Source organism: Coprococcus sp. RTP21428st1_C9_RTP21428_210409 (assembly GCF_040227395.1).
Lineage (GTDB): Bacteria > Bacillota > Clostridia > Lachnospirales > Lachnospiraceae > Coprococcus > Coprococcus aceti.
Map to the genome: position 1 here is coordinate 1 of NZ_JBEHVV010000035.1, position 22,405 is coordinate 22,405.

The following is a 22,405-nucleotide window of genomic DNA, read 5'->3' on the forward strand; positions in this document are numbered from 1 at the left end:
AGCCACATACACATACTCATCATCATCGTCATCATCCTGCGACCTGTCATATCCCAGGTACGCCCTCTGTCTTATCCTGTCCACGCACCCCACGGTAGATCCTCCGGCAAATGGCAGATTGATCTTCAGCATATATCTGACCTTGAGGCACACAAATCCGTCATCCGACAGCTCTGCATTTATCACCTTAACCCCGGACATTCCGCCGTCGACATATGTGTTCACCGTGCCTTTGTCATCTATGTACTCCCTGATCTTCCTGTTCGCCAGCACGAGCGACACACCATCTGCCATACCTTCAGCATACGGCCCCATGTCCGCGCCCTTTTCGGCTAGCTCATACGCATAGCTGTATTCCGCAAGATACGCAGCCGTCTCATGTAAGCCCTCATATATCACAGTCCGTGTCCGTATACATCCGGCCATGGCAAACACAGTCAGCATGGCAAATATAAACACTGGCAGCACCAACGATGCCTCCACACTGGCACTACCACGGTCACATCCCAAAGGAGCTGTCTTATATATTCTCCTGCCATACCTGATCCGAACAAAATCTATAGTAATATGCGCTTGGAGAGGCGATTTATCTTTCATATATTTACTTTTCAACATACAACAAGAGAACATATAACACCCCCCTTCAGGATATTTTCATATCTCAATAACTCACACACTGCCTGAAGCTGTACCTGTACAGTCCGTCATCTATCTTCGATACGCCCTCGTGATCTTCTATAAACGATGCAAATTTCCTGTCCTGACTGACCTCAACATCAAATGTCAGAGAATACATCATATTCTTCATCTCAAACGACTCATCCGTCTGTCTGAAATTAAGCTGTATAAGATCCGCCATCCTGTAATACATGCCTCCTTTATTCTCTATCAGAAGTATCGCCAGATAATCCCTGTAGCTCACAGCATCCACGCCTTCATAGTCCACGGAATCCAGATTCATCAGCTTGTCAAGATTGTTGATGTCCGTCACCCAGTATTCGTCTGTCTTCATAAACTGAACGCTTTTGCCGTCAAGCAGCAGCCTTATATCAACAATTGTCTCAGCATAAGCCCAGCATCCGAGCAGCAGATATTTCGCCGCCCCATAGGTGACCCCCGGCACAAGAGCCAGCACCGCAGCTATGGATGACACTTCGGCCATCTTTGCGCTGTCTGAGAGCAGATATGCCAGATTGAGCGGCAGTCTGTGAAGCACTATCCTGTTCACGACCCCCTGCAGATTGTCATGGTCATTATCCTTTCCGGCGATAATGTATTCCACCTCACACTCAAATGGTCTGTCCTGTTTCCTGTCAGTAAATGTATTGAAATTCGCCAGTGCATACCCGACACCATATATGTCATCCACTATTCCGGTCTGTGATCTCTCTCCATCCAACATGAGCTGCCTCTGGAATTTATCCAGATCGTCAAATTCTATGTCCTCCCACTGTCTCGTATCCTCCGCCTGTCCGTCTGACGGAAAGCCATCCAGATCGTATGCCTGATCTGACACCACCCGCCCGGATGGCGTGACAACATTCAGAAGTCCACCTGTCAGGATGCTTTTCAGCGCTTTTCTAGGATCCGTACCGCTCCAACTGCTCTCATCCTGATTCGACTCATTCTTACCATTTTCCACAGCTCCAGAAGCATCCTCCATGGCCTTATCCCCGGATGTTATCATCTCAAGAATGTCTTCTATTCCCTTCTCCTCCATGTACACCTTCATATGGTCGGTTATCTGCAGCTTCATATTCTCGCAGTCATTCTCCAGAAGTCCCCTGCACTCTGCCAGCGCCACATCTTCAACGCTCATATTGTCGCCCTGACCATTTTCCAGAGTATATTCCAGATAATCCTGCGCCATCTGCTCAAGCTTTCCCTCACCGTGTCCGCCAAATGTGCTGTCGACCGCCAGCAGATGATACTCCTCAAACAACTCCTTGTCGTACGCCGCCTTCACATCACAGGCTGCGCCCTCGGCCGCCATTGCGGCCTTGGCACTGCCCATTCTTATCCGCGCCATCTCAAGCACGGAGAGCCCCAGAAGCAGCATGGAGATCAGGATTATACTCAGAAAAACCGTTACATGTCCCTGATTTCTCATACAGCTCCCCCTTAATATATCTTCTTTGCACTCTTGTTGATCGAGTTCCATATGTTGTTCACCAGAGAAGTTATCTGCTGCTTGAATATGACGCACATCGCGATCAAGACGACCATTATAAGGATTATTTCGACCACTCCCATACCTGACTCATCTTCCATAAAATCTTCCCATCTCTTCATACATTTTTCCTCCTTAAAACTTATTATCTTAAAAATTTATTATTGCGGGCAGCATGACTATTACCATGACCACTCCCAGCAGAACCACCATCGGAAGAAGCAGCTTTGTCCCGGCTTCCTCCCCCTTTCTCTTCGCCATCTCCTTTCTGGTCTGCATTGCGTTCTGCTCCTCGCCCGCCATCATGATCAATATATCTCTCGTGCCTTTCTTCACATTCTGTGACAAAAGCGACATGAGCTTTATATACATCGGCAGATTTATCCTGTGCCCCATGTTGTAGTAAGCCTCACTCTCGGATACTCCTGCCTGGATCTCATTTAGCGCATAAATCAGTTCCCTGGTCAGAACACTCCCGCCCTGATCCGTACCGGCACAATCTTCCCTGCCACTCTTCACTATCCTTGCAAATGCACCTCTGACCGTGACTCCTGCTCCAAGATAGAGCGTCAGCTTATCCACAAGCTCCGGGTACTCCGACATGAGCTCGTCGGATCTCTTTTTTTCCATTCCCTGGATCTTCGACCTGTTTCCACCCCATATACAAATGGCTGCGAAACCACCGAGAAACAGTATCATAAGACCGCTTCCGCCTCCCGAGGTGGGCCTGACCGCATATCCGTTTATCTGCTCCGGCAGCGCCACCTCGCTCGAATCTCCACTTCCCGCCTGTATCTCCCTGATGCCTTCCCTTATATCCTTCAGAGCCTTTTCCCTGCCTGTCTCTTCCCTTCCGCACACGCGTATCTGATATGTTCTCTCCGCGCTCAGCTCCCTGTATGTAAGAACAGCCGTGATGGACACTATTCTGTCTTCTCCCTCCGCTATATCGCCGATACGTCCATCGGACGACACCAGCTCGTTGTCCTCGCTTATCCACTGCACATCGAGTCCGAGCGCATCCAGGTGATCCACAAGCTCCAGATCATATATCACTTCGTCGGGGGATTCATTTTCCCCAAGATACAGGTCTTCAATCTCACCAAATCCCTGCTCAAACACAGCTTCCATATCGTCAGGATCATATTCCAGCGGCATGACATCCACATCAAAATCAGTCTTTTCTCCATCTATGTCAGTCTCCAGAGTGACGGTGGACACATCCCCTCCGTACCCATCTCTGGTGAGCACCACCTGATGAGGCGCAAATGCTTCCTTTGCCACAAGGATCACCGCAAGAATACATGTCACCAAAAGCGTCAGCAGGATCTTCGCAATAATGTCTGTGTACATCTCCGCACATTTATCCCTCGCCGCGGCATCCGTACATATGTATACCCTCTTTATCTTCGTGAGCATCTTGTCATTGTCCATATGCGGTTCTATCCAGCCGTATATTTTTCCCGCAGCCCTTTTCAGCATATCCATCATCCTTTCACATATGTATATCTGTGATCTTTCTGCCCCATATCACCGTCGCCGCCGTGATCACCAGACACGCACTCATGGCAGCTATCCCCAGAGCATTGCCATACAGCGCATCCATATATCCAGGATTACACACCCTCAGATACAGAATGATGACAAATGGCATGGCAGACATGATATTCTGCTCCAGCCGTTTTGACGTTATCATCGTGTCTATCTCTTCCTCCACTTCCAGACGCCTGTCAATATTTTCAACCATCTTCTTCATCATCCTGATGAGATTTCCCCCGGAGCCCTTTGCAACTGCGACCACATGAGCAAATTCCTTCACATCCTGAAGTCCTGACCTGTCCGCCATATCCCTCAAAAGACTTTCAACATCAGAGCTCATCTCAAGGCCGTTTATTATGAGCAGCATTTCCTGTCTGATATAAGATTTCCCCTGATACATTCCGTCCAGCTCGTGACAAGCTGGAACAAACGCTTTTTCCAATGAATATCCCGCCGCCATATTTGCGGACAGGGACAGCAGCATTTCCTTAAATTCATTATTAAGTTTATTCTTTCTCTGCCGGCATTTACCATCGGCAATTTTCCTGAGAAATATCAGAATCCCCGGCGTGAACACCAGGCACGGTATAAGACTGTCAAAGAAGAGCACCGACACCATCACCGCTATGACTGAATACACAGCGATACCGGTTACGATTTCCCTGACACTTAGTTTATAAGAATCATAATCTATACCCTGTCTCAGCACACATCCCTCCTTGAATCACTGCTCTCATTAACGCTTATAAATCCAGCCGCCACGAGCTTTGATGTGTTGTGAAGATCATTTATCTTTCTAAGCATTCCTTCCACTCGCCCCCTGTCCTTTCCCATATTGCTCTCATGAAATTCATACAATTTATTCATGACAAATTCACCTCCTTCCAGTCCTGTGACCTCGCTTATCTCTATACATCTTCGGGATCTGTCCCTCAGTCTTCCAAGCTGGACAACTATGTCCACCGCCGACGCTATCTGCTGCCTTATCGCCAGAACAGGCATATCCGCACCCATCAGAACCATGGTCTCAAGCCTCGTCAGCATGTCCCGGGCAGAGTTTGCATGTCCTGTTGACAGGCTTCCATCGTGTCCTGTGTTCATGGCAGTAAGCATATCTATCGCCGCCGCATCCCTGACCTCACCCACTATTATCCGTGAAGGTCTCATTCTGAGGCTCGTCTTGATAAGATCCCTTATGCTCACCGCATTTTCGCCCTCGACATTTGCACTTCTCGCCTCAAGGCTCACCAGATTGTCGATGCCCGCAAGCTGAAGCTCCGCCGAATCCTCTATCGTGACAATTCTCTCATCCGCCGGTATATACCCTGACAGGGCATTCAGAAATGTCGTCTTGCCCGCGCCGGTTCCTCCCGAGATGATTATGTTGTAGCCCGCCACGACCAGATTCTTCAGGAAATCGGCAACCTCCATGGTGACTGATCCGATCTCCACCAGCTTGTCCATGGTCATCTTGTCCTTCGGAAACTTTCTTATGGTCATCACGCTGCCGCTCAGGCTCACCGGCGGCAGCACCACATTCACTCTCGAACCATCCTTAAGCCTTGCATCCACTATCGGCGACGCCTCATTTACTATCCTGTTGCACTCCGCTACGATGCTCTGGATTATGGTTTTGAGCCGTTCCTCGCTCTCAAATGCCTTGTCATACCTGTACATCCTTCCTGCCCGCTCGACAAATATATTGCTGCAGCCATTTATCATTATCTCAGTCACCGCTTCATCGTCGAGAAGCTCTGACAATATATCAAGCCTCCTCAGACTGTTGAACAGTTCCTTCTTCAGCGCAAGCTTATCCCTCACGCTCAGCACATTCCCGGACTCAGATTCGAGAATACACCTGTCGATCATATCGCTGACCTGCTCATCTCCTATGTCACCCGACATATCTATACTCTGCATGACCTTGCTTCGTATCAACTGTCTGTCATCCTGTTTCATCTTCTGCTTCCTATTTCACTTTCTATAAATCTCAGCATCTCCGCACTTCCCGGAACCGCCAGCGGCACGTTCAACCTGTGCAGCCTCCGAGCAATCTTGCCGAGCTCCCTTCTCTCCAGAACCCTCTCGAACATCCCAAGCTTGTCCTGGGACAATTCATCCTTAAGCTCCGGAACCATTATCTCGTCAAATGCCCCAAGTATCGCCAGATCCTTGAGAACCGCCTGTCCCATATCAAACACAACCGTTGTATATCTGCCCCATCTGCGGAACTCGTCTATGAGCCACACCATATCCTCCGTGTCCAGCTCCAGTGCATCTATGTACGATCCCAGATATCCAAGCACGCTGTATTCCTCAAGCTCCACGATTTTTTGCTCCATATATCCGGTCAGATCCGGTGACCTCTGTTTCACCAGATATATCACATTCGCCAGAACGTCCTCATGGTCGTGAAATGCACTGTACTCCTCCATGCCCACATACAGGCCGCCCCGCACCTCATCATTCATGCACAGGCTGACCGCAAGGTTTGTCTTACCACACCTCCCTATGGGTGATATAACTGCATACGACCTGAACAGCTTTCTTCTGCGGTCCGTATCGTCTATATTCATATATCTGAGGATCTCTGAAGAAATGTTCCGTACCCTGGAATATTTGAATATCCTGTTATGGCTGATCTCTTCTGATCCATCGACTCTATCCCTCGTCATAAATATCATCCGGCAGGCCACCGGCACTTTGCTCTCATCCAGAGGAATATTCTCATCCATCAGCAGAACATCCAGAGTCTTAGTCTCAAGATACCCATACAGTTCTCCCTCCGATGAAAATGCAAGCGCAAACAGCGGATTGTCCCTGTCCGAATTGATATGGTTCATAAGACTTATCATGTAAGCCCTGTCACCATCCAGTATTCCAATCTTGTACTGCTGAATTTTGTCACCTCCACTCTGTAGTGCACACGTAATACATGACTCCACCCATTATGGCAGCAGAGAAATGTACCCTGGACTTCATCAGATTCCTATAAAATTGTTTTGTTGAAATTTCTTTACGATTCGTAACTGACATTAAAACTTCTTTTAAAAGAAAAAATAAAGATATAACTCCTCCGGCCAAAAAGGAGTAAACAATCACCCGGATCACATCGGTTCCTACAAATGTGCCAGCCGTCGCCAGCAGCTTGATATCACCTGCCCCCAAGGCTTTTTTATGAAATAATACAAACAAGATCACCACAGGAATAACACAGCCTGCCACACTGCTCAGAAGTCCATCACACGGTCCTCTGACAACTGCCGACATCAGGAATCCCTGTATCATGCCAACTGCGATAAGCCTGTTCGGAATCCTCCAGTCTCTGAAGTCCGATACCACCGCCATGCTCACAGTTGCGATCAATGGTATTACATAATATATGATCTCTGTCCTCCCTTCTCTCTGAGTTGTAAGCACACCTTACACCCTCTCTCAGCCTTTGTAAAGGGGGGATTTCATAAAGAAAATTTTATAAATTGCGGCTATATACAGGCTGTATATTGCCCAATTTCAATATACAAAAAGCCCGTCCTGTTACGAACGGGCTTCTGATTTTACAGCATGTATATATAATTTTTTTTACTAAAATTGTCCATTTCCCATGTTCTGATTGTTATTTGGGTTCCGGTTATAGTTCTGGTTAGGACTCTGATTAGGATTCATATCAGCCTGCTTCCTTGCCGCCATGGCATTATCAATGTTCTGTATCTCGCTCCTGCTTATGGCTATACTGTCCTGAAGAACCTTTACATTGTTGAAATACTGGAGCAGCTCCTGAGGTGGATTCTCCTTGTTCTGCTCGTAGAAATACTTGCCGATCTCGACCATGTTCCTGTCGATCATCTGCACCTCATTTGATATCTTGTTGTTGAGCTTTGCCTTCTGCGCTGCGTCCTTCGTCTCATCCACCGCATTATTTGCAAACTTCTTGGTCTTGTTGAACACATCCTGGAAAAAATCTGACATATCATATACCTCCATGTAATATAGATCTTTCTTTATCTGCCTTAATATATCCATGTAAAACTAAAAAAACCGGGAATATGGGTGTTGATTCCATAATCCCCGATTTTTTATTTGACTTTGTTTCTCACTATGTCATGTATACTTATGGCCTTTCACATCAGTCGTCTATGTACTTATTCAGTGTATCAACCACATCATTGAGATTATAAGGCTTTGCGATATAATCATCAAGCTGGTTCTCAAGGATCCTCTCCTTGTCACCGAACATGGCTCTCGCCGTAACCGCAATGATCGGAAGTCTCTTTCTCTTCTCCTTGCGCTCTATCTCCCTGATCTCCTGTGTAGCTGCTATACCGTCCATAACTGGCATCTGTACGTCAAACAGTGCCGCATCATATATCTTGGTCTTGAACAGTTCAACAGCCTTCTGGCCATTCTCAGCTATATCGTATGAGAATCCTGCCATACCGAGAAGCTTACCGATAACCTGCTGGTTGACCGGCTCATCCTCTGCAACAAGTATCCTTGCCTTGCTGTGTGCATTGATGGAGAATACTGCAGGCTCCTCCTTCTCTTTGAGGAACTCATCTGCTGCATCTGCCGCTTTGATAACCTTGAGTGGTATCTCGACGATGAATGTTGAACCTATATCTTCCTTACTCTGAACTGTTATGTTACCACCCATCAGCTCAACGATCTGCTTGGTGATGACAAGTCCCAGACCTGAACCACCGTACTTTCTTGTATCTGATGCATCTACCTGGCTGAATCTTATGAACAGCTTGCTCATATTAGCCTCTGAGATACCTATACCAGTATCTGCAACTGCCATTCTGATCTTAATCTTGTTGTCCCCATCATCCATGGATGCTATCTTGACTCTTACGCTTCCCTCGGATGTAAACTTGATAGCATTTGAAAGCAGGCAGTTGAGAACCTGCTGGATTCTCTGTCCATCACCGCGGACAAGCTTTGGAATATTGCTTCCAAATGAACAGTCGAGCTGCAGTCCCTTGTTGGTTGCGATCGGAACCTGTGCAGCAACTGTGTCCTCAATGGCAGTCCTGATGTCAAATGTCTCTTCCTTGATCTTGTACTTACCAGCCTCAAGCTTGCTTATATCAAGAATATCATTGATAAGTCTGAGCAGTGTGTCTGCACAGTTCTTAGCTGTGATAAGGTTATCTCTGTAATCAGCCTGAAGATCCTCAGCCATAAGTGTGAGCTGGAGCATACCGAGAATACCGTTTATAGGTGTTCTTATCTCGTGGCTCATGTTTGCAAGGAACTCGGCCTGTGTCTTGTATGCTGCATTCGCATCCACGATGGCCTTGCTGAGCTTCTCCTCAGTCTCCTTCTGCTTGGTCACATCTATGACTACCATGTTGATGTAATCAGCCTCAGACTTATACATAACCGTGTTGAACACCTTCTGAAGTGACTCCATGGTGATCTCAACATCCATCAGATCTCCCTCTTTGGTGCCGGAGTTGTTATAAGCTGTGAACCATGCATTGATATCCTGAAGTACCTCTATCTTGCTCTCCTTCAGTATCTTGTCCTTGTAGTCAGACACATCGAGCTTGAAATACTCCCCAAATATCTCATTGGCGTCTACTATCTCGTAGTTTGTTCCGTTGACAGGATCATTAACGATCCTCGCCTGTGCAAATCCTATAGGAAGGTTCATGAAAAGCTTCTTATACTTATCAGACTTTCCTGCTGATCCCATGTTGCCATCTCCGAATACCAGTAATACCAGAACAGCAACGACCGCTGCCAGGACGCCACATATAATAGCTCCCACACCTATACCGGCGACTCCCAGCACTCCCGCCAGCAAAGCCAGAACAGCCATGGCCAGTGCAAGCGGCTTAATCCCAATTTCCTTAATTTTGTCCATTAATGCACCTCTGTTTCTATAAATATTGCGTTTGCCACATAGACACTCCTATGCATATCCACATGGATACATTATATTATAAATAATTATTAAGGTCAACGCTCATATAGTTTTTTATGCTGAATAATGTACAAATTTTCTCTGTTATTTTGTACATATTGGACTACTTTTATGGTCTCCCAGCCATTCTACCTCGTTATTATGCATATTTTATCTATCAACAGATCTGCATTACTCTATCGCTGCTTCATCATCTGTCCGATCCTCATCCTCTGGCTTCCCCTTTTTGCTGCCGCGCTTCTCCTTGATGGTCTTCGCATTCATAAGCAGTGCAAACACAAGCCATCCGGCAAATGTGAATATCAGGCCGCTCTTGAGTCCTCTAGGGAAATACTTGAACTCTATCACATGGTCTCCCTTCTCGAGATCCAGTGCGATAAATGCTCCCGCAACAGTCTGTATATCGGTCTTTCTGCCATCAACATAGGCAGTCCAGCCCGAATCATATGGTATGGATGTGAACATCAGGCCAGCCTCATCGACTGATATATGTCCCTTCACATATCCATCCTCAAATTTGTTGATATTTAACTGATTGTCAGCCCATCCCTCATACGCCTGGTCAAATGCAGCACCGTTGAGAGTGGCTATCGTAAGTCTTGCAGATGTATTGTCAGGTACACCCGCAGAGAAATAATACTCGACCTCCACGTTGGTTCCCTTTATCAGATGTCCCACATGGTATGTCTGGTACTGAAGTCTCTCGTAATTCTGCTCCTCACCGTTCACATATATCCTTATCTTGGTGATTCCATTGCAGTTCGCTATGATGTACAGATCATTCTGTTCCTCTGTTATGTCAAAGCTGAGTCCAAAGCTCACGATACCCGGTGTGATATCGGAAAGTCCAAAGTATTCACTGTACGGATTGTCATGTGTTATCGTGATGTCATTTGAAGAGCCAGTTACCTCCGGATATATCTGGCTGAACGTACCAGCCACCCCAGTCGACTTTTCCACGAAATTATTTATACTGTCAAACATATTCGATGCATCAGAAGTCCAGTCTTTCAGCTCGTTATTCACCATGAAGCCCAGCTTGAGCGCCCGGCTGTTCTGGTATACATCAACGCCATCCACTGTATCCACATAGTCCATATCGTAGGACATATGCTCATCCTGTCTCCTGAACAAATATCTTATGCCCAGAACCGAACTTGACACCGGATTTGCTCCGTCAAACAGGAACTCATTGGCACCTGTGTAGAAACCAAGTCCGTGCATGGCATTCACAAGGTCATTTGAAACCGTCGAACCAAACAGGCTGACTCCCTGCATATTGTAATAGGTAGATTCATCCACCACCTTGGTGTTGTTGAGCTCCGTTCTATATGGAAAATGGCCTGTCTTAACAGAATCTATAGCGGCCTGCACACTAGCAGCATCGCCATAGTAATCCGGTATGTTCACCGTTCCGTTGCTCTCGTATCCCTTTGCCGCGCTGAACACGATCTCAGTCAGACACAACACTGAAAGTATAGCTGCCACTGCGAATCTGCCTTTGCCGCGGACAAGTCCCAGCACCAGGATTCCCACCGAGTACACAACAAACAGCACCCATGTGAGAATAATTACCGTCCTGTCCATATCAATATTCTTGTCTGCATAAACCAGTAAACCGAACGCCACGATGATTCCCAGGGCTATTCCCGGTATCTGCTTCTTGTCTGTATTTGCAATGGCCTCGTATCCCATGCTCAGCAGAATGAAGATGAACAGGAATGAAAATCTGTTCGGGATTCCGTACTGATCATGGAAGCCGTGCCATATATAGTTGAGCAGCGTATTGTTGAAGCTCATCATGAGAAATACGATCAGTATCACATTCTTAAGCTTCTCGTACCATTTGATCTTTGTATTGAAAATATATATTCCTATCAGCAGTATGGCAAATGTACCGCAGTACAGGTTCACACCGCCGTCAAACTGCTGGCTCTTTATCGGCTCAGTCAAGACAAACATCTGCTTTATCATATCCCATATGCTTCCGTACCACTCCCATTTAGGGAAATGTCTGGTGGCAGACGCCGTGGTGTTAATCCCGATATAAGCCGGGATCAGCAGAAACGCAGACATAGCCGCAGCCATGACAGATGTTCCCGCAAATCTCAAAGTGTCCTCTGCGCCCTTGTATATGTTCTTGTGATTGGTGAGTATAAACTGGAGAACCAGGAACACACATATCATGAAACATATATAGTAGTTACACAGAAGTCCATAGAACAGACTGAGTGTGTACAGTCTGTAGTTGCTGCCGTCCTCCATCATCTGCTCGAAGCCCTGCATGATAAGCGGAAGTATCAGTATACAGTCCATCCACATGAGATTCCATGAATATCCTATGACATAGTTGCTGAGTGCATATGCCACAGCAAATGGAATGATGAGCAGGTTGTTCTTGTTCCTGCACTTGTATCCAAGATAGCTCGCCATGGTCATACCGGACAGAGCTATCTTGATACTTATGAGCAGGCACATCGCTATGTACAGATGCTCCCTGCTGAACAGCACGATTATAAAGTTCAGAGGGCAAGCCATATAGTAGGCGATTATGTCAAGCAGATTGCTTCCCATGCCTATGTCCCACGTATAGAACAGGCTTCCCTCGTTCACCAGTTTGTCATGATAATCAGAGAAGAATGGCAGATACTGGTGAAGACTGTCCACCATGGTAAGGCTGTGTCCGCCAAATGGTCCTATCTCCGCCACCACCCACAGCACGAACATAAATATCGCCGGGATGATAAAAGCGATTATCATGATATAGTTGTCAGCAAATATATCCTTTACAGGCTTTTTATCCTTCTTAAATACGAAGCATTTGCTGAATATATAGTTTATTACAAGTACAACTACCTGAATTATTATCTTTGATATAAACTCATTGTATCTGAAGGAGTCGCACAGCAGGTTGGTTCCAACGACCTCCACCACCATGGCAAACAGACGCATGCCCACAAATGATATGAACTCCCTTATGATCCGGCCTACGCTCTTCCTCTGCTCCGACCTGAACACGTAAAATCCATTTGCAAAGTAAGCAAATAATATGGCAAGCATTATCGCTATGATATTCGCCGCACTTCGCGACAGATCCGTCACAAGTCTCAACACAAAGAATGATACAAGATTCACAGCCGTGGTCATTCCTCCGGCTATAACATATCTGACCATCTCTTTCTCCATAAGCTTTTTTATTTTGTCTACATATTCATTCATATTTCCATACCGATTCCTTACATGATATTCAATAGTTATATCAAATATGATGTACTAATTATAGTTACATATTCTTAAATATTTGCTACTTGAAGTTCGCAAGAAGATATACAAGAGGTGAATTCCAGTAGATCGTTACCTCATTACATGAATAACTCTGTGCGTTGTCGACATAGCATCTCTCCTTTGGAATCTTTGCAAGAACAGCCTTCGCATATGGATCCTCAAGGTTTCCATCGGCACCGCCCACAAGCATTCCAGGCATTGCCTTGCCCAGTGCCTCTGAAGGTCTGTGGTGTGGATTCTCAGGAGTCTGTGAACCATATCCTGTCACATAACAGTAGCTGACTGCATTTCTTCCAAGTATATAGTTGAGCTGGTCTGCCGCATAGTCCACATATGAATCGTCGCCCAGAACCTTTGATGCCATGAGCAGAAGGATTCCGTTATCCGCAACGACCATGTTGCTTCCCCATACATAAGAGCCGCCTGTTGTTGAACCGAAGCCGCTGCCGGCATAGTTATCTACAAGCTTGTCAGCACCCTTCTTAAGTATCTCCTTCTCTGCTGCGCAGTCCTTTACATTTACACAGTAGTCATATATTCCATAATATCCGACATCCGCCCATCCAAGGCCGTACTTAACGCTTCCCTCGATGGCTGTCTTCACATAATCATTGTAGCTCTCATCACCTGTTGCGATATACAGCTCCGCTGCTGCCCACAGGTACTCATCGCTGTCATTGCTGTCAGGATACTCACCTGTAACTATGCTTCCAACGTTCTTAAAGCCTGCATCTCCCTGATGCTGCTCAAGATACTTCCATGCCTTCTGAGCTGCAGCAAGACATGAATCTGCAAATGCTGCATCGTACTTTCTGTATACAACTGAAGCCTTTGCCATAACAGCCGCAAAATCGCCTGTTGCTGTGTTGGATATAGGTGAGAGTATCATCTGTGCAGTCTCCTCAACAGCAGCCACCATCTCAGGGAACACCTCTCCGGTAACCTTGTGATAAACTCCGCCGCTGGTCTCATCCTGCATCTTGAGCATCCAGTCAAGCTCGTATCTGACCTCATCCAGAACGTCAGGAACACCGTTGCCGCTCTCAGGTATTCCGATAGCGTCGTCCTTTGCCGCATACTCTGAATCCTCATATGTAAGGAGCAGATCCTGTACCGCCTTTGCGCCCGGAACAACATATCTTCCGTAGTCTCCGGCATCATGCCATCCGCCGGTCACATCCTTTGCAACATCTGAGCCGTACACTATGGCAGTTCCCGTGTGACATGCAGCGTGTGCAAAATCACCGGCTATGGCTGAATCAAGCTCTGTTCCACATCTCTGGTCATAGAACATGAGCACTGACGCCTTGTATATATCGTCATACACGCCATCCCCAACAGGGAACTCGTATGATTCTGCTCCGGTGTCGAGAACTATCTTGTATGTACCCTGATCCTTGACATCAGAGAAATCTATAACCGCACATTTGTCGCCCACAGCAGGATCGTAATCCCAGCCAGATACGTCACCCTTGCTGACTACCTTGTCATCAGCGACGCTCTTTACCTCGTAGCTCTTGGCGTCTCTGTCAGTCACTGTGGCAAGCTTCTTCGCATCCTTGCCGTAACCCATCTGGTTGATGCCAACCAGCTTTGGATCAGGAATACCCTCAACGCTCTGTGCGCTTGAGGCGTCAACTACAGTGAGCTTGATATTGTCAAAGTATACCTTGTGAGGCACGCTGTCATCACCAACGCCCTCGAAATGTCCCAGATTCATACACATTCTAGGTGCCGGATCCGATGCCTCGCTCATGGTGAACTGGTTAGATATGTGCTGTGTCTCAGTGCCTATCGTTATGTCATCCATCACATAAGCGTGGTAATCACCGCCATTTATCTGAAGTCTGTACTGAATTTCTCTCTCAATGGTGCTGTGCACGTCAAATGACAGCTCATACACACAGTCCTGGTTGAGCTCAAATCCGTCATAGTATATCTGGTTCGCATAATCTAGGCTTCCTGTTCCGGTTATATCCAGACACAGTTCTCCGTTCTCTGCTCCGAGTACGGCCTGTCCGCCATTTGAATATGTATGGCACTCGTCCGTGTCATTGTCATCAAAGTTCAGGTCTATCAGGACATCCCCTGCCTTGACCTCTGTCTTCTCCTGTTCAGCCTCCTCCGAAGCAGCCTCCTCTGTCTTCTCCTCCGAGGTCGCAGCCTCGCTGGTCTCCGCCTGGCTTGTCGCCTCTGTCACATCGTCCTTGCCCTGACCTCCGCAGCCAGCCAGCATGGACATACCCATAGCCGCAGCCATCGCAATGGCCAGTACCTTCTTCATCTTTGCCATGTTAACCCTCCATAAACCTTATAATCTTCTGAAACGCCATATGTCCCCCAAAGATATCCAGTGCACTCCCTATGGTCACGTCTATCCTGTTCCTTCCGAGACTTCTGAGCTGTTCCAGATCGTCAAATGATGCCACACCTCCGGCATATGTCATCGGCAGCTTTCCCCATCTTCCAAGCATGTCCGCAACATGGGTCTCTATGCCTGACGCCTTGCCCTCCACATCCACCGCATGAACGAGATACTCGTCGCAGTATTCTGAGAGCCGGTCAAGCGTTGCCTCCTCCACCTTTACATTTGTAAATTTCTGCCATCTGTCAGTGACAATATAATACTCTCCGTCCCTCTTCCGGCAGGACAGATCCAACACTAGATGCTCTCTGCCCACAGCCTTCTCAAGTGCCTTCAGGTTGTCGTAGTTGATCTCTCCATCCCTGAACACAAATGATGTGGCTATGACATGTGACGCACCCATATCTATGAACCGCTGTGCATTGTCAGCATTTATTCCCCCGCCTATCTGCAGTCCTCCCGGATATGCAGCCAGAGCGAGCTGTGCCTGTCTTACATCGGCGTCATAGTATTCGCTGGACGCAGGATTGAGAAGTATGATATGACCACCCTTAAGTCCATAGCTTTTGTACAGTTCAGCAAAGAAGTCTCCGTCCTTCTGTGATACAAAGTTTTCATCTGCTCTGTCACCCTCATCACAGAGACTGCCTCCAACTATCTGCTTTACCTGTCCATTGTGTATGTCTATGCATGGTCTGAATCTCATATCGTCTGTCTCCTGTCGCTTTTGTCACCTTTTGGTGTAAATTTTGCTCATATAACTGCTATTTTATCATACAAAATACAAATATGACACAATAAATGGATTAACCAGGCAAAACTTTATTTGATTACATGGGCCAAAGGCTTTACAATAGATACAATTATGTGCTTTATGGAAAGGATGGGGAACAACTTATGAATTACTCACTAAAAGCCGAACTGGACAACTGCTATTCCTATGCCGATTCGCTGGACAACGACGGCTACGGTGCGCGCCAGAAGACAGGACTCAAGACAAGAGAGATGCTTCAGTTTGACCTGCTTCAGTTTCTTGCATATCTGTCCAGCTCCGACCAGGCAGAACTTACCCTGGAGATAAAATTTGTCCGCGAATACCTGAACCAGCACTTTACAACAGACAAATTCCGCACATTCAAATATGAGAGAACAACCGGGGATTTTGCCGTGACACCACCTAGATCCCTTACATATTTTGTACAGGGCGATCTGGCCCGGGCAAAGGTAAATCCCAGATCAGTATACCGTTCCAGAGATTACGTCAGAATGTTCAAGCTCATGGGTCAGGAATTCATCGCCTGCAACAACATGACTGACGACAACGAGATAGCAAGGCTCACAGGCTACTGCCTCATGCTCGACAAATATCTCAAGTCCATGAACCTGTACGCCATAGATCCAAGCCCACTGCTCGACAAGTACAACGCACTCCCAAAGAGTGCTTCCCCAGTCTCACAGACTCCGGCTAAGTCGACAGCTTCCGAAAGGGCTGAACCCGTCAAGGATGTGGACACTCTTCTCGAGGAACTGAATTCCATGACCGGACTCGAGAGCGTGAAGAAGGACATCACCAACCTCGTAAACCTTCTGAAGATCAAGAAGCTCCGCGAGGAAAACGGCATGAAACAACCGTCCGTATCTCTCCACCTTGTATTCTCCGGCAATCCGGGAACAGGAAAGACCACGGTGGCAAGACTTCTTGCAAATATCTACAAGGGTCTGGGCATACTGTCAAGAGGACAGCTTGTCGAGGTCGACAGAGGCGGACTTGTTGTGGGATATATTGGTCAGACAGCCGTCAAGACAACCGAGGTCATAGAATCAGCCCTCGGCGGGATCTTATTTATAGATGAGGCTTATACTCTCACCGCAGGCAAGGGTGAGAATGATTTCGGCCAGGAGGCAGTGGACACGCTGCTCAAAGCTATGGAGGATCACAGAGATGATCTCATAGTCATAGTTGCCGGCTACCCGGATCTCATGGAACAGTTCCTGAGCTCCAACCCGGGACTTCGTTCCAGATTCAACAAATTCATCACATTTGAGGATTACACCGGGGACGAGCTTATGTCCATCTTCGAGAGCATGTGTTCCAAGCAGGAATACAAGCTGGACGATGATGCCCGCGCATACGCCTCAGAATACTGGCACGACAAAGCCGCACATCACGACGATACATTTGCCAACGCCCGTGAAGTCCGTAACTTTATGGAATCCGCCATATCCAGGCAGGCCACCAGAATAGTTTCCATGGACAACATTGACGTAGCCACACTTGAGACCCTTACAAAGGAAGATCTGATGGCTTAGGCTTGTAATATTTTTTGGATAAAGAAAGAGAGGTATTTTATTTTGAACAGATCATTATCGACAGATAATCCTATCATGAATTTTCTAACCATAGTGTGCGATATAGTAATATTGCATTTTCTGTGGCTGCTGACTTCCTTGCCAATCCTCACGATAGGTGCATCGACCACAGCGCTCTACTACACCACCATGAAATGCATCAGAAACGGTCAGGGCGGCGTGGTCAAGCTGTTCTTCAAGAGCTTCAGGGAGAATTTCAAACAGGCTACAGGAATAGGCGTTCTGGCTCTGCTTGCCGGTGTCCTGTGTGCATTTGACATGTGGTTCGCCGTGAGCAGGAACATCAAGAGTATGCTGGTCATATTCACCATCATGTCACTTATCTACCTGTTCACTGTACTGTATGTATTCCCACTTCAGGCGCAGTTTGAGAACACAGTCAAAGCGACCATCAAGAACGCATTCCTCATGTCCATCAAGAATCTTCCATGGACACTTCTCATGGTTGCGATAACGGCAGCGATCGCAGCGGGATGCTATTTCAGCTCCACCGTGCTCGGTCTTATGCTCATATGTGTCGCAGGACTTCACGCTTATCTGTGCTCACTGGTATTTGTACACATCTTCAACGAGTACATGCCGGAGGAGGAAGAGAAGAGCGACGAGGACTTCCATATAGTTGACGATACAGACGAGGACTAACACCCCTTGCCAACACATACAGATGAATAATATACATGGCGTGCGCCGGCTTTCTTCAGAAGGCCGGCGCACACGTCTATGGTGACACCGGTTGTATATATGTCATCCACAAGCAGGATATTTCTGTACTCCGGGTACACTCTGCCTATGTCCATGGATGTCTTTATGTTGTTTGCCCTCTCCAGGTTGTCCAATTTCTTCTGCGGTGTGGTGTACTTTCTTCTCACCAGCATATCCTCACAGAATGGAAGCCCCAGTTCATCAGCGACAACCTTCGCCAGTACAGCCGCCTGATTGTAGCCGCGCTGTCTCTGCTTTCTCCTGTGCAAAGGTACACAGGTGACCGCATCTATTCCATACCTTCTGACATACGGGCGCACCTTCTCCGCCATCTGAGCTCCGTAGAAATCACAATATTCTTTTTTGTTATGGTATTTTATCGCCAGAACACTGGCTTTGACGGGTTCCATGTAATTAAATACGGGGAAACCTCTTTCGAAATTTCTTGAATGTTTTTCACAGTCCAGACAGAGCTCCCGCTCTTCACTGTCGACCTCCTTGCCGCACACCATACATGACGGAGGCTTCACATAGGGAAGGCTGTTATGCCCTCTGCATATCAGCCCTTCTCCCATCGGAAGCACCTCGTCACATATCGCACACCGGCGGGGATACAGGAGATCCGTGAGCAGTCGTCCGAACCCGAACTTATCTGCGCATCGTTTCATCTTCTCTCCATCTCCCTGAGTCTCAGTGCAAATGAGGTGTATCTCTTCTGTTCATCCTCATTGTCTATCATCGTATTTACCAGTCCTATATTGCCCACTATGACCACGCTTCTTCTGGCTCTCGTCACCGCCGTATACAGCAGGTTTCTGTTCAAAAGCTTAGGTGGGCATCTGAGAAGCGGGATCACAACCACGGGATACTCACTTCCCTGCGACTTATGTATGGTTATCGCAAATGCATGCTCAAGCTCCTCAAGCTGGTTGTATGGATACTCAGTCTGTCTTCCATCGTCAAATTCCACCACGATCCTCTGCTCGTAGTCGTCAACAGCCTTTACAAATCCAATATCGCCGTTGAACACTCCGACTCCTTCCTCCTTGGCAAATCTGCCCGACGGATCCAGTATCTTCCACTCCTGCTTGTAATTGTTCTTGACCTGCATGACCTTATCGCCCTGTCTGAACACCACATCGCCCCGGTCATGCTCGGGTTTTCCGTGTCCCTCCGGATTGAGGACATCCTGAAGCTGCTTGTTGAGGTTCTCAACACCCATATCATACTTACGCATAGGTGTCAGCACCTGTATATCCGATTTATCCACACCAAAATATGATGGAAGCTGCTTTGTCAGAAGCACCTTGAGCTCTGCCACGATCTCATTGTAGCCATTCCTTGGAACAAAGAAGAAATCCCTGCTCTTGTTCTTGATCTCCACATGCTCTCCATCCTTTATCCTGTGGGCATTGCCTATGATATCGCTGTCCTCGCCCTGTCTGTATATCCTGTCCAGCACCGACACGCTGAACACACCGGACGCTATGATATCCTTGAGCACATTTCCCGGGCCAACTGACGGAAGCTGATCCGAATCACCCACAAGCACAAGTCTTGTGCCCGGAGCCACAGCCTTGAGCAGACTGTAGAAAATGCTGCTGTCAACCATGGACATCTCATCTATTATGATAACATCGGCCTCAAGTGGATTGCTCTCATTCCGCATAAATGTATACGCAGAAGTCTCTTCTCCTTCCACTCCGCCCGTAAGCTCGAGCATTCTGTGTATGGTCTGTGCTCCGTATCCTGTGGCCTCGGTTATCCTCTTGGCTGCACGTCCTGTAGGCGCAGCAAGAACTATCTTCATCCTGAAGCTCTCGTATATCTTGATAAGTACATTTATGATCGTTGTCTTTCCGGTTCCGGGGCCTCCGGTTATGACCGCAACGCCGTGATCCACGGCATTTCTTATGGCAAGTCTCTGGGCATCAGCCAGCTTCATATTCTCTGACTTTTCTACCGTCTCAACAACCTTGTCTATCTTGAGCTTTGCCTTTGAGAAATCTATGTTGAGCTCACACAGAAGTCTTGCCGAATTGAGCTCCATATAATAATTAGGTGCTGCATACACGGCATTTGTCACGTTTGACTCTGACTCCGTATCCAGCAAATCCATGTCTATGTCAGCCACCGGATCATCAAGGCTCACATCTGGGAGCTCCCCTGAATCTGGATCGTCCTTCAACTCCTTTATGATTATCTTGCCGGCAACGCTGAGCTCAAGTATCTGATTGCATATAGACATCTCAAGCTCCGGATCATATGGCATGTACTCATTCATCAGCAATGAATATGTCTTGTCTACCAGCATCTTCTGGGGAATATACATATGACCAAGTCCATTTGCACCGGATAGGGCATACATAATAGCGGCTCTTACCCTGAAATCCGAATCTCTTCCGATACCAAGTCTGTCCGCAATCTCGTCCGCTGTCCTGAATCCAACGCCCGTTATATCCTCTGCTATCTTATAGGGATTTGTCCTCACTATGTCGTACACTTCGTCACCGTATTCATTGTAGATCTTTACAGCGAGGTTCACCGGGATATTGAGACCGGTCAGGAACATGAGCGCATCCTGCATCTCTTTCTTCTCGTTGTATGACACGGCAATGTCTCTGGCCTTCCTCTCTGATATTCCACGTATCTCCGCAAGGCGCTCCGGCTCTTCCTCGATTATCCTGAGTGAGTCCATGCGGAACTTCTTCACTATACGTTTTGCCAGAGCCTCTCCGACACCCTTTATGATGCCCGAACCAAGGTACTTCTCAATACTGAGCACATCATCCGGCATCTTGATCTCACATGAGGTGAATTTGAACTGCAAATCATAAGTTGGATGCTCTACATAATCCCCCTCCGCCGATACATAAATCCCCTCTGCAACGCCGTGAAGATTCCCCACAAAAATATCTTCGCCGTCCTCGCCCTCAACGGCGAAGACGGCGTACCCATTGTCTTCATTCTTATATATAACTTTCTCTACGTAACCTTCTCTTACCAAGTTTTCTCTCCTCTGAAGACTGAGTCCTCAGCTCCTGTCTTAATTGTTCTTCTCGCTGAGAAGCTCGATGTACTTTCCTGTACCAATGGCCACCGCTCTGAGTGGATCCTCCGCTGTCATGGTGGTTATTCCTGTCTTCTCCTCAAGCAGCTCCTCAAGTCCGTGGAGCAGCGCACCACCACCAGTCAGAACTATACCACGATCTGCAATATCAGCAGCAAGCTCAGGAGGAGTTCTCTCCAGAACTGAATGAACAGCTTCACATATCTGGGACGCAGGCTCACGAAGTGCCTCCTCCGTCTCATCCGATGTGACCGTAACAGTCTTCGGAAGACCGGTTACAAGGTTTCTGCCTCGTATATCCAACGTTATATTCTCAGGTCTTCTGTAACATGTACCTATCTTGATCTTGATCTCCTCGGCGGTTCTCTCTCCTATGAGAAGGTTATGCTTCTTTCTCATGAATCTGACAACTGCCTCATCAAAATCATCTCCGGCCACCTTAATGGATGCACTGACAACAGGACCTCCGAGAGAGATGACTGCTATATCGGCAGTTCCACCACCTATATCAACTATCATGTTACCACATGGTCTGTATATATCTATTCCTGCGCCAATGGCTGCTGCCACAGGCTCCTCAATTATGGACACATCCCTGGCACCGGCCGCATAAGTTGCATCCTCAACTGCCTTCTTCTCAACCTCTGTAACCTGAGAAGGTACACATACGCTGATCCTAGGTCGTCTTCCAAAATAACTCCTTCCGACAGCCTTCTGTATGAAATACTTGAGCATCTTCTCTGTTATCGTATAATCAGAGATTACGCCCTGCCTGAGAGGTCTGATGGCCACTATATTACCCGGAGTTCTTCCAAGCATAAGTCTCGCCTCTTCACCAATAGCCACTATCTTATTAGTATCCCTGTCGTATGCAACTACTGAAGGCTCCTTGAGTACGACTCCTTTGCCTTTCACATACACCAGTATACTGGCTGTACCTAAATCTATACCAATATCTGCGCTTGCCATCAC

General features: G+C 47.3%; 18 protein-coding genes. 2 read left to right on the top strand and 16 right to left on the bottom strand.

The genetic code is table 11. The annotated features are described in order from the left end of the window. From ABUA34_RS08245 to hisA, 13 genes are all read right to left on the bottom strand, one after another. On the bottom strand, positions 1 to 615 hold a 615-nt coding region (locus tag ABUA34_RS08245; RefSeq protein ID WP_349823139.1), incomplete at its 3' end, for a TadE/TadG family type IV pilus assembly protein. A gap of 46 nt (positions 616 to 661) precedes the next feature. Continuing rightward, the gene (locus ABUA34_RS08250; protein WP_015534290.1) at positions 662 to 2,110 is read right to left on the bottom strand and encodes a DUF5702 domain-containing protein; all 1,449 of its coding nucleotides are present in this window, start codon (positions 2,108 to 2,110) and stop codon (positions 662 to 664) included. Positions 2,111 to 2,121: 11 nt separating this feature from the next. Further along, positions 2,122 to 2,292, bottom strand: coding sequence for a Flp1 family type IVb pilin (locus ABUA34_RS08255; protein ID WP_015534291.1), 171 nt, complete (start codon positions 2,290 to 2,292; stop codon positions 2,122 to 2,124). Between the two features lie 28 nt (positions 2,293 to 2,320). Continuing rightward, positions 2,321 to 3,652: an immunoglobulin-like domain-containing protein gene (locus tag ABUA34_RS08260; RefSeq protein ID WP_349823140.1), complete on the bottom strand. Its 1,332-nt coding sequence runs from the start codon at positions 3,650 to 3,652 to the stop codon at positions 2,321 to 2,323. Between the two features lie 13 nt (positions 3,653 to 3,665). Next, a complete protein-coding gene (locus ABUA34_RS08265; RefSeq protein ID WP_349823141.1) occupies positions 3,666 to 4,418 on the bottom strand; it encodes a type II secretion system F family protein in 753 nt (250 codons plus the stop codon). Beyond that, complete coding sequence (locus ABUA34_RS08270; RefSeq protein ID WP_117875081.1) at positions 4,412 to 5,668, bottom strand: TadA family conjugal transfer-associated ATPase; 1,257 nt, start codon at positions 5,666 to 5,668, stop codon at positions 4,412 to 4,414. The genes ABUA34_RS08265 and ABUA34_RS08270 overlap by 7 nt, the downstream gene beginning before the upstream one ends. Next, entirely contained in the window at positions 5,665 to 6,552 is an 888-nt protein-coding gene (locus ABUA34_RS08275) for a P-loop NTPase family protein (protein WP_242849688.1), read from the bottom strand. Before ABUA34_RS08275 ends, ABUA34_RS08270 begins: the two co-directional genes overlap by 4 nt. 61 nt (positions 6,553 to 6,613) lie before the next feature. Then, positions 6,614 to 7,024 (bottom strand): A24 family peptidase, encoded by a 411-nt coding sequence (locus ABUA34_RS08280; protein WP_243440928.1) that lies wholly within the window; start codon positions 7,022 to 7,024, stop codon positions 6,614 to 6,616. Positions 7,025 to 7,294: 270 nt separating this feature from the next. Further along, complete coding sequence (locus tag ABUA34_RS08285) at positions 7,295 to 7,678, bottom strand: hypothetical protein (RefSeq protein ID WP_055271950.1); 384 nt, start codon at positions 7,676 to 7,678, stop codon at positions 7,295 to 7,297. A gap of 157 nt (positions 7,679 to 7,835) precedes the next feature. Further along, on the bottom strand, positions 7,836 to 9,581 hold the full coding sequence (locus ABUA34_RS08290) for an ATP-binding protein (RefSeq protein WP_015534296.1): 1,746 nt from the start codon (positions 9,579 to 9,581) through the stop codon (positions 7,836 to 7,838). Between the two features lie 231 nt (positions 9,582 to 9,812). Continuing rightward, positions 9,813 to 12,827: a YfhO family protein gene (locus ABUA34_RS08295; protein ID WP_349823143.1), complete on the bottom strand. Its 3,015-nt coding sequence runs from the start codon at positions 12,825 to 12,827 to the stop codon at positions 9,813 to 9,815. 118 nt (positions 12,828 to 12,945) lie between these two features. Continuing rightward, a complete protein-coding gene (locus tag ABUA34_RS08300) occupies positions 12,946 to 15,219 on the bottom strand; it encodes a glycoside hydrolase family 9 protein (RefSeq protein WP_349823144.1) in 2,274 nt (757 codons plus the stop codon). Between the two features lies 1 nt (position 15,220). Then, positions 15,221 to 15,997: a phosphoribosylformimino-5-aminoimidazole carboxamide ribotide isomerase gene (gene hisA, locus ABUA34_RS08305; RefSeq protein ID WP_015534299.1), complete on the bottom strand. Its 777-nt coding sequence runs from the start codon at positions 15,995 to 15,997 to the stop codon at positions 15,221 to 15,223. A gap of 191 nt (positions 15,998 to 16,188) precedes the next feature. Here hisA and ABUA34_RS08310 point away from each other — a divergent pair, with 191 nt between their 5' ends. Continuing rightward, complete coding sequence (locus ABUA34_RS08310) at positions 16,189 to 17,601, top strand: AAA family ATPase (RefSeq protein ID WP_349823145.1); 1,413 nt, start codon at positions 16,189 to 16,191, stop codon at positions 17,599 to 17,601. 42 nt (positions 17,602 to 17,643) lie between these two features. Beyond that, the gene (locus ABUA34_RS08315) at positions 17,644 to 18,303 is read left to right on the top strand and encodes a YesL family protein (RefSeq protein WP_022217511.1); all 660 of its coding nucleotides are present in this window, start codon (positions 17,644 to 17,646) and stop codon (positions 18,301 to 18,303) included. Here ABUA34_RS08315 and ABUA34_RS08320 read toward each other — a convergent pair. The 3 genes from ABUA34_RS08320 to ABUA34_RS08330 are packed head-to-tail and all read right to left on the bottom strand — an operon-like array spanning position 18,300 to position 22,402. Further along, entirely contained in the window at positions 18,300 to 19,031 is a 732-nt protein-coding gene (locus ABUA34_RS08320; protein ID WP_055222446.1) for a ComFC family protein, read from the bottom strand. The genes ABUA34_RS08315 and ABUA34_RS08320 overlap by 4 nt on opposite strands. Beyond that, positions 19,028 to 21,370 (bottom strand): SF1B family DNA helicase RecD2, encoded by a 2,343-nt coding sequence (recD2, locus tag ABUA34_RS08325; protein WP_055146199.1) that lies wholly within the window; start codon positions 21,368 to 21,370, stop codon positions 19,028 to 19,030. The genes ABUA34_RS08320 and recD2 overlap by 4 nt, the downstream gene beginning before the upstream one ends. 39 nt (positions 21,371 to 21,409) lie before the next feature. Beyond that, on the bottom strand, positions 21,410 to 22,402 hold the full coding sequence (locus tag ABUA34_RS08330) for a rod shape-determining protein (RefSeq protein ID WP_015534302.1): 993 nt from the start codon (positions 22,400 to 22,402) through the stop codon (positions 21,410 to 21,412). Between the last annotated feature and the right edge of the window lie 3 nt (positions 22,403 to 22,405).

Coding starts and splice junctions, on each gene's coding strand:
- ABUA34_RS08275 (WP_242849688.1), bottom strand. CDS start 6,552: ATGAACCATATCAATTCGGACAGGGACAATCCGCTGTTTGCGCTTGCA.
- hisA (WP_015534299.1), bottom strand. CDS start 15,997: ATGAGATTCAGACCATGCATAGACATACACAATGGACAGGTAAAGCAG.
- ABUA34_RS08310 (WP_349823145.1), top strand. CDS start 16,189: ATGAATTACTCACTAAAAGCCGAACTGGACAACTGCTATTCCTATGCC.
- ABUA34_RS08320 (WP_055222446.1), bottom strand. CDS start 19,031: ATGAAACGATGCGCAGATAAGTTCGGGTTCGGACGACTGCTCACGGAT.
- ABUA34_RS08300 (WP_349823144.1), bottom strand. CDS start 15,219: ATGGCAAAGATGAAGAAGGTACTGGCCATTGCGATGGCTGCGGCTATG.
- ABUA34_RS08295 (WP_349823143.1), bottom strand. CDS start 12,827: ATGGAGAAAGAGATGGTCAGATATGTTATAGCCGGAGGAATGACCACG.
- ABUA34_RS08270 (WP_117875081.1), bottom strand. CDS start 5,668: ATGAAACAGGATGACAGACAGTTGATACGAAGCAAGGTCATGCAGAGT.
- ABUA34_RS08255 (WP_015534291.1), bottom strand. CDS start 2,292: ATGAAGAGATGGGAAGATTTTATGGAAGATGAGTCAGGTATGGGAGTG.
- ABUA34_RS08250 (WP_015534290.1), bottom strand. CDS start 2,110: ATGAGAAATCAGGGACATGTAACGGTTTTTCTGAGTATAATCCTGATC.
- ABUA34_RS08330 (WP_015534302.1), bottom strand. CDS start 22,402: ATGGCAAGCGCAGATATTGGTATAGATTTAGGTACAGCCAGTATACTG.
- ABUA34_RS08285 (WP_055271950.1), bottom strand. CDS start 7,678: ATGTCAGATTTTTTCCAGGATGTGTTCAACAAGACCAAGAAGTTTGCA.
- ABUA34_RS08260 (WP_349823140.1), bottom strand. CDS start 3,652: ATGCTGAAAAGGGCTGCGGGAAAAATATACGGCTGGATAGAACCGCAT.
- ABUA34_RS08290 (WP_015534296.1), bottom strand. CDS start 9,581: ATGGACAAAATTAAGGAAATTGGGATTAAGCCGCTTGCACTGGCCATG.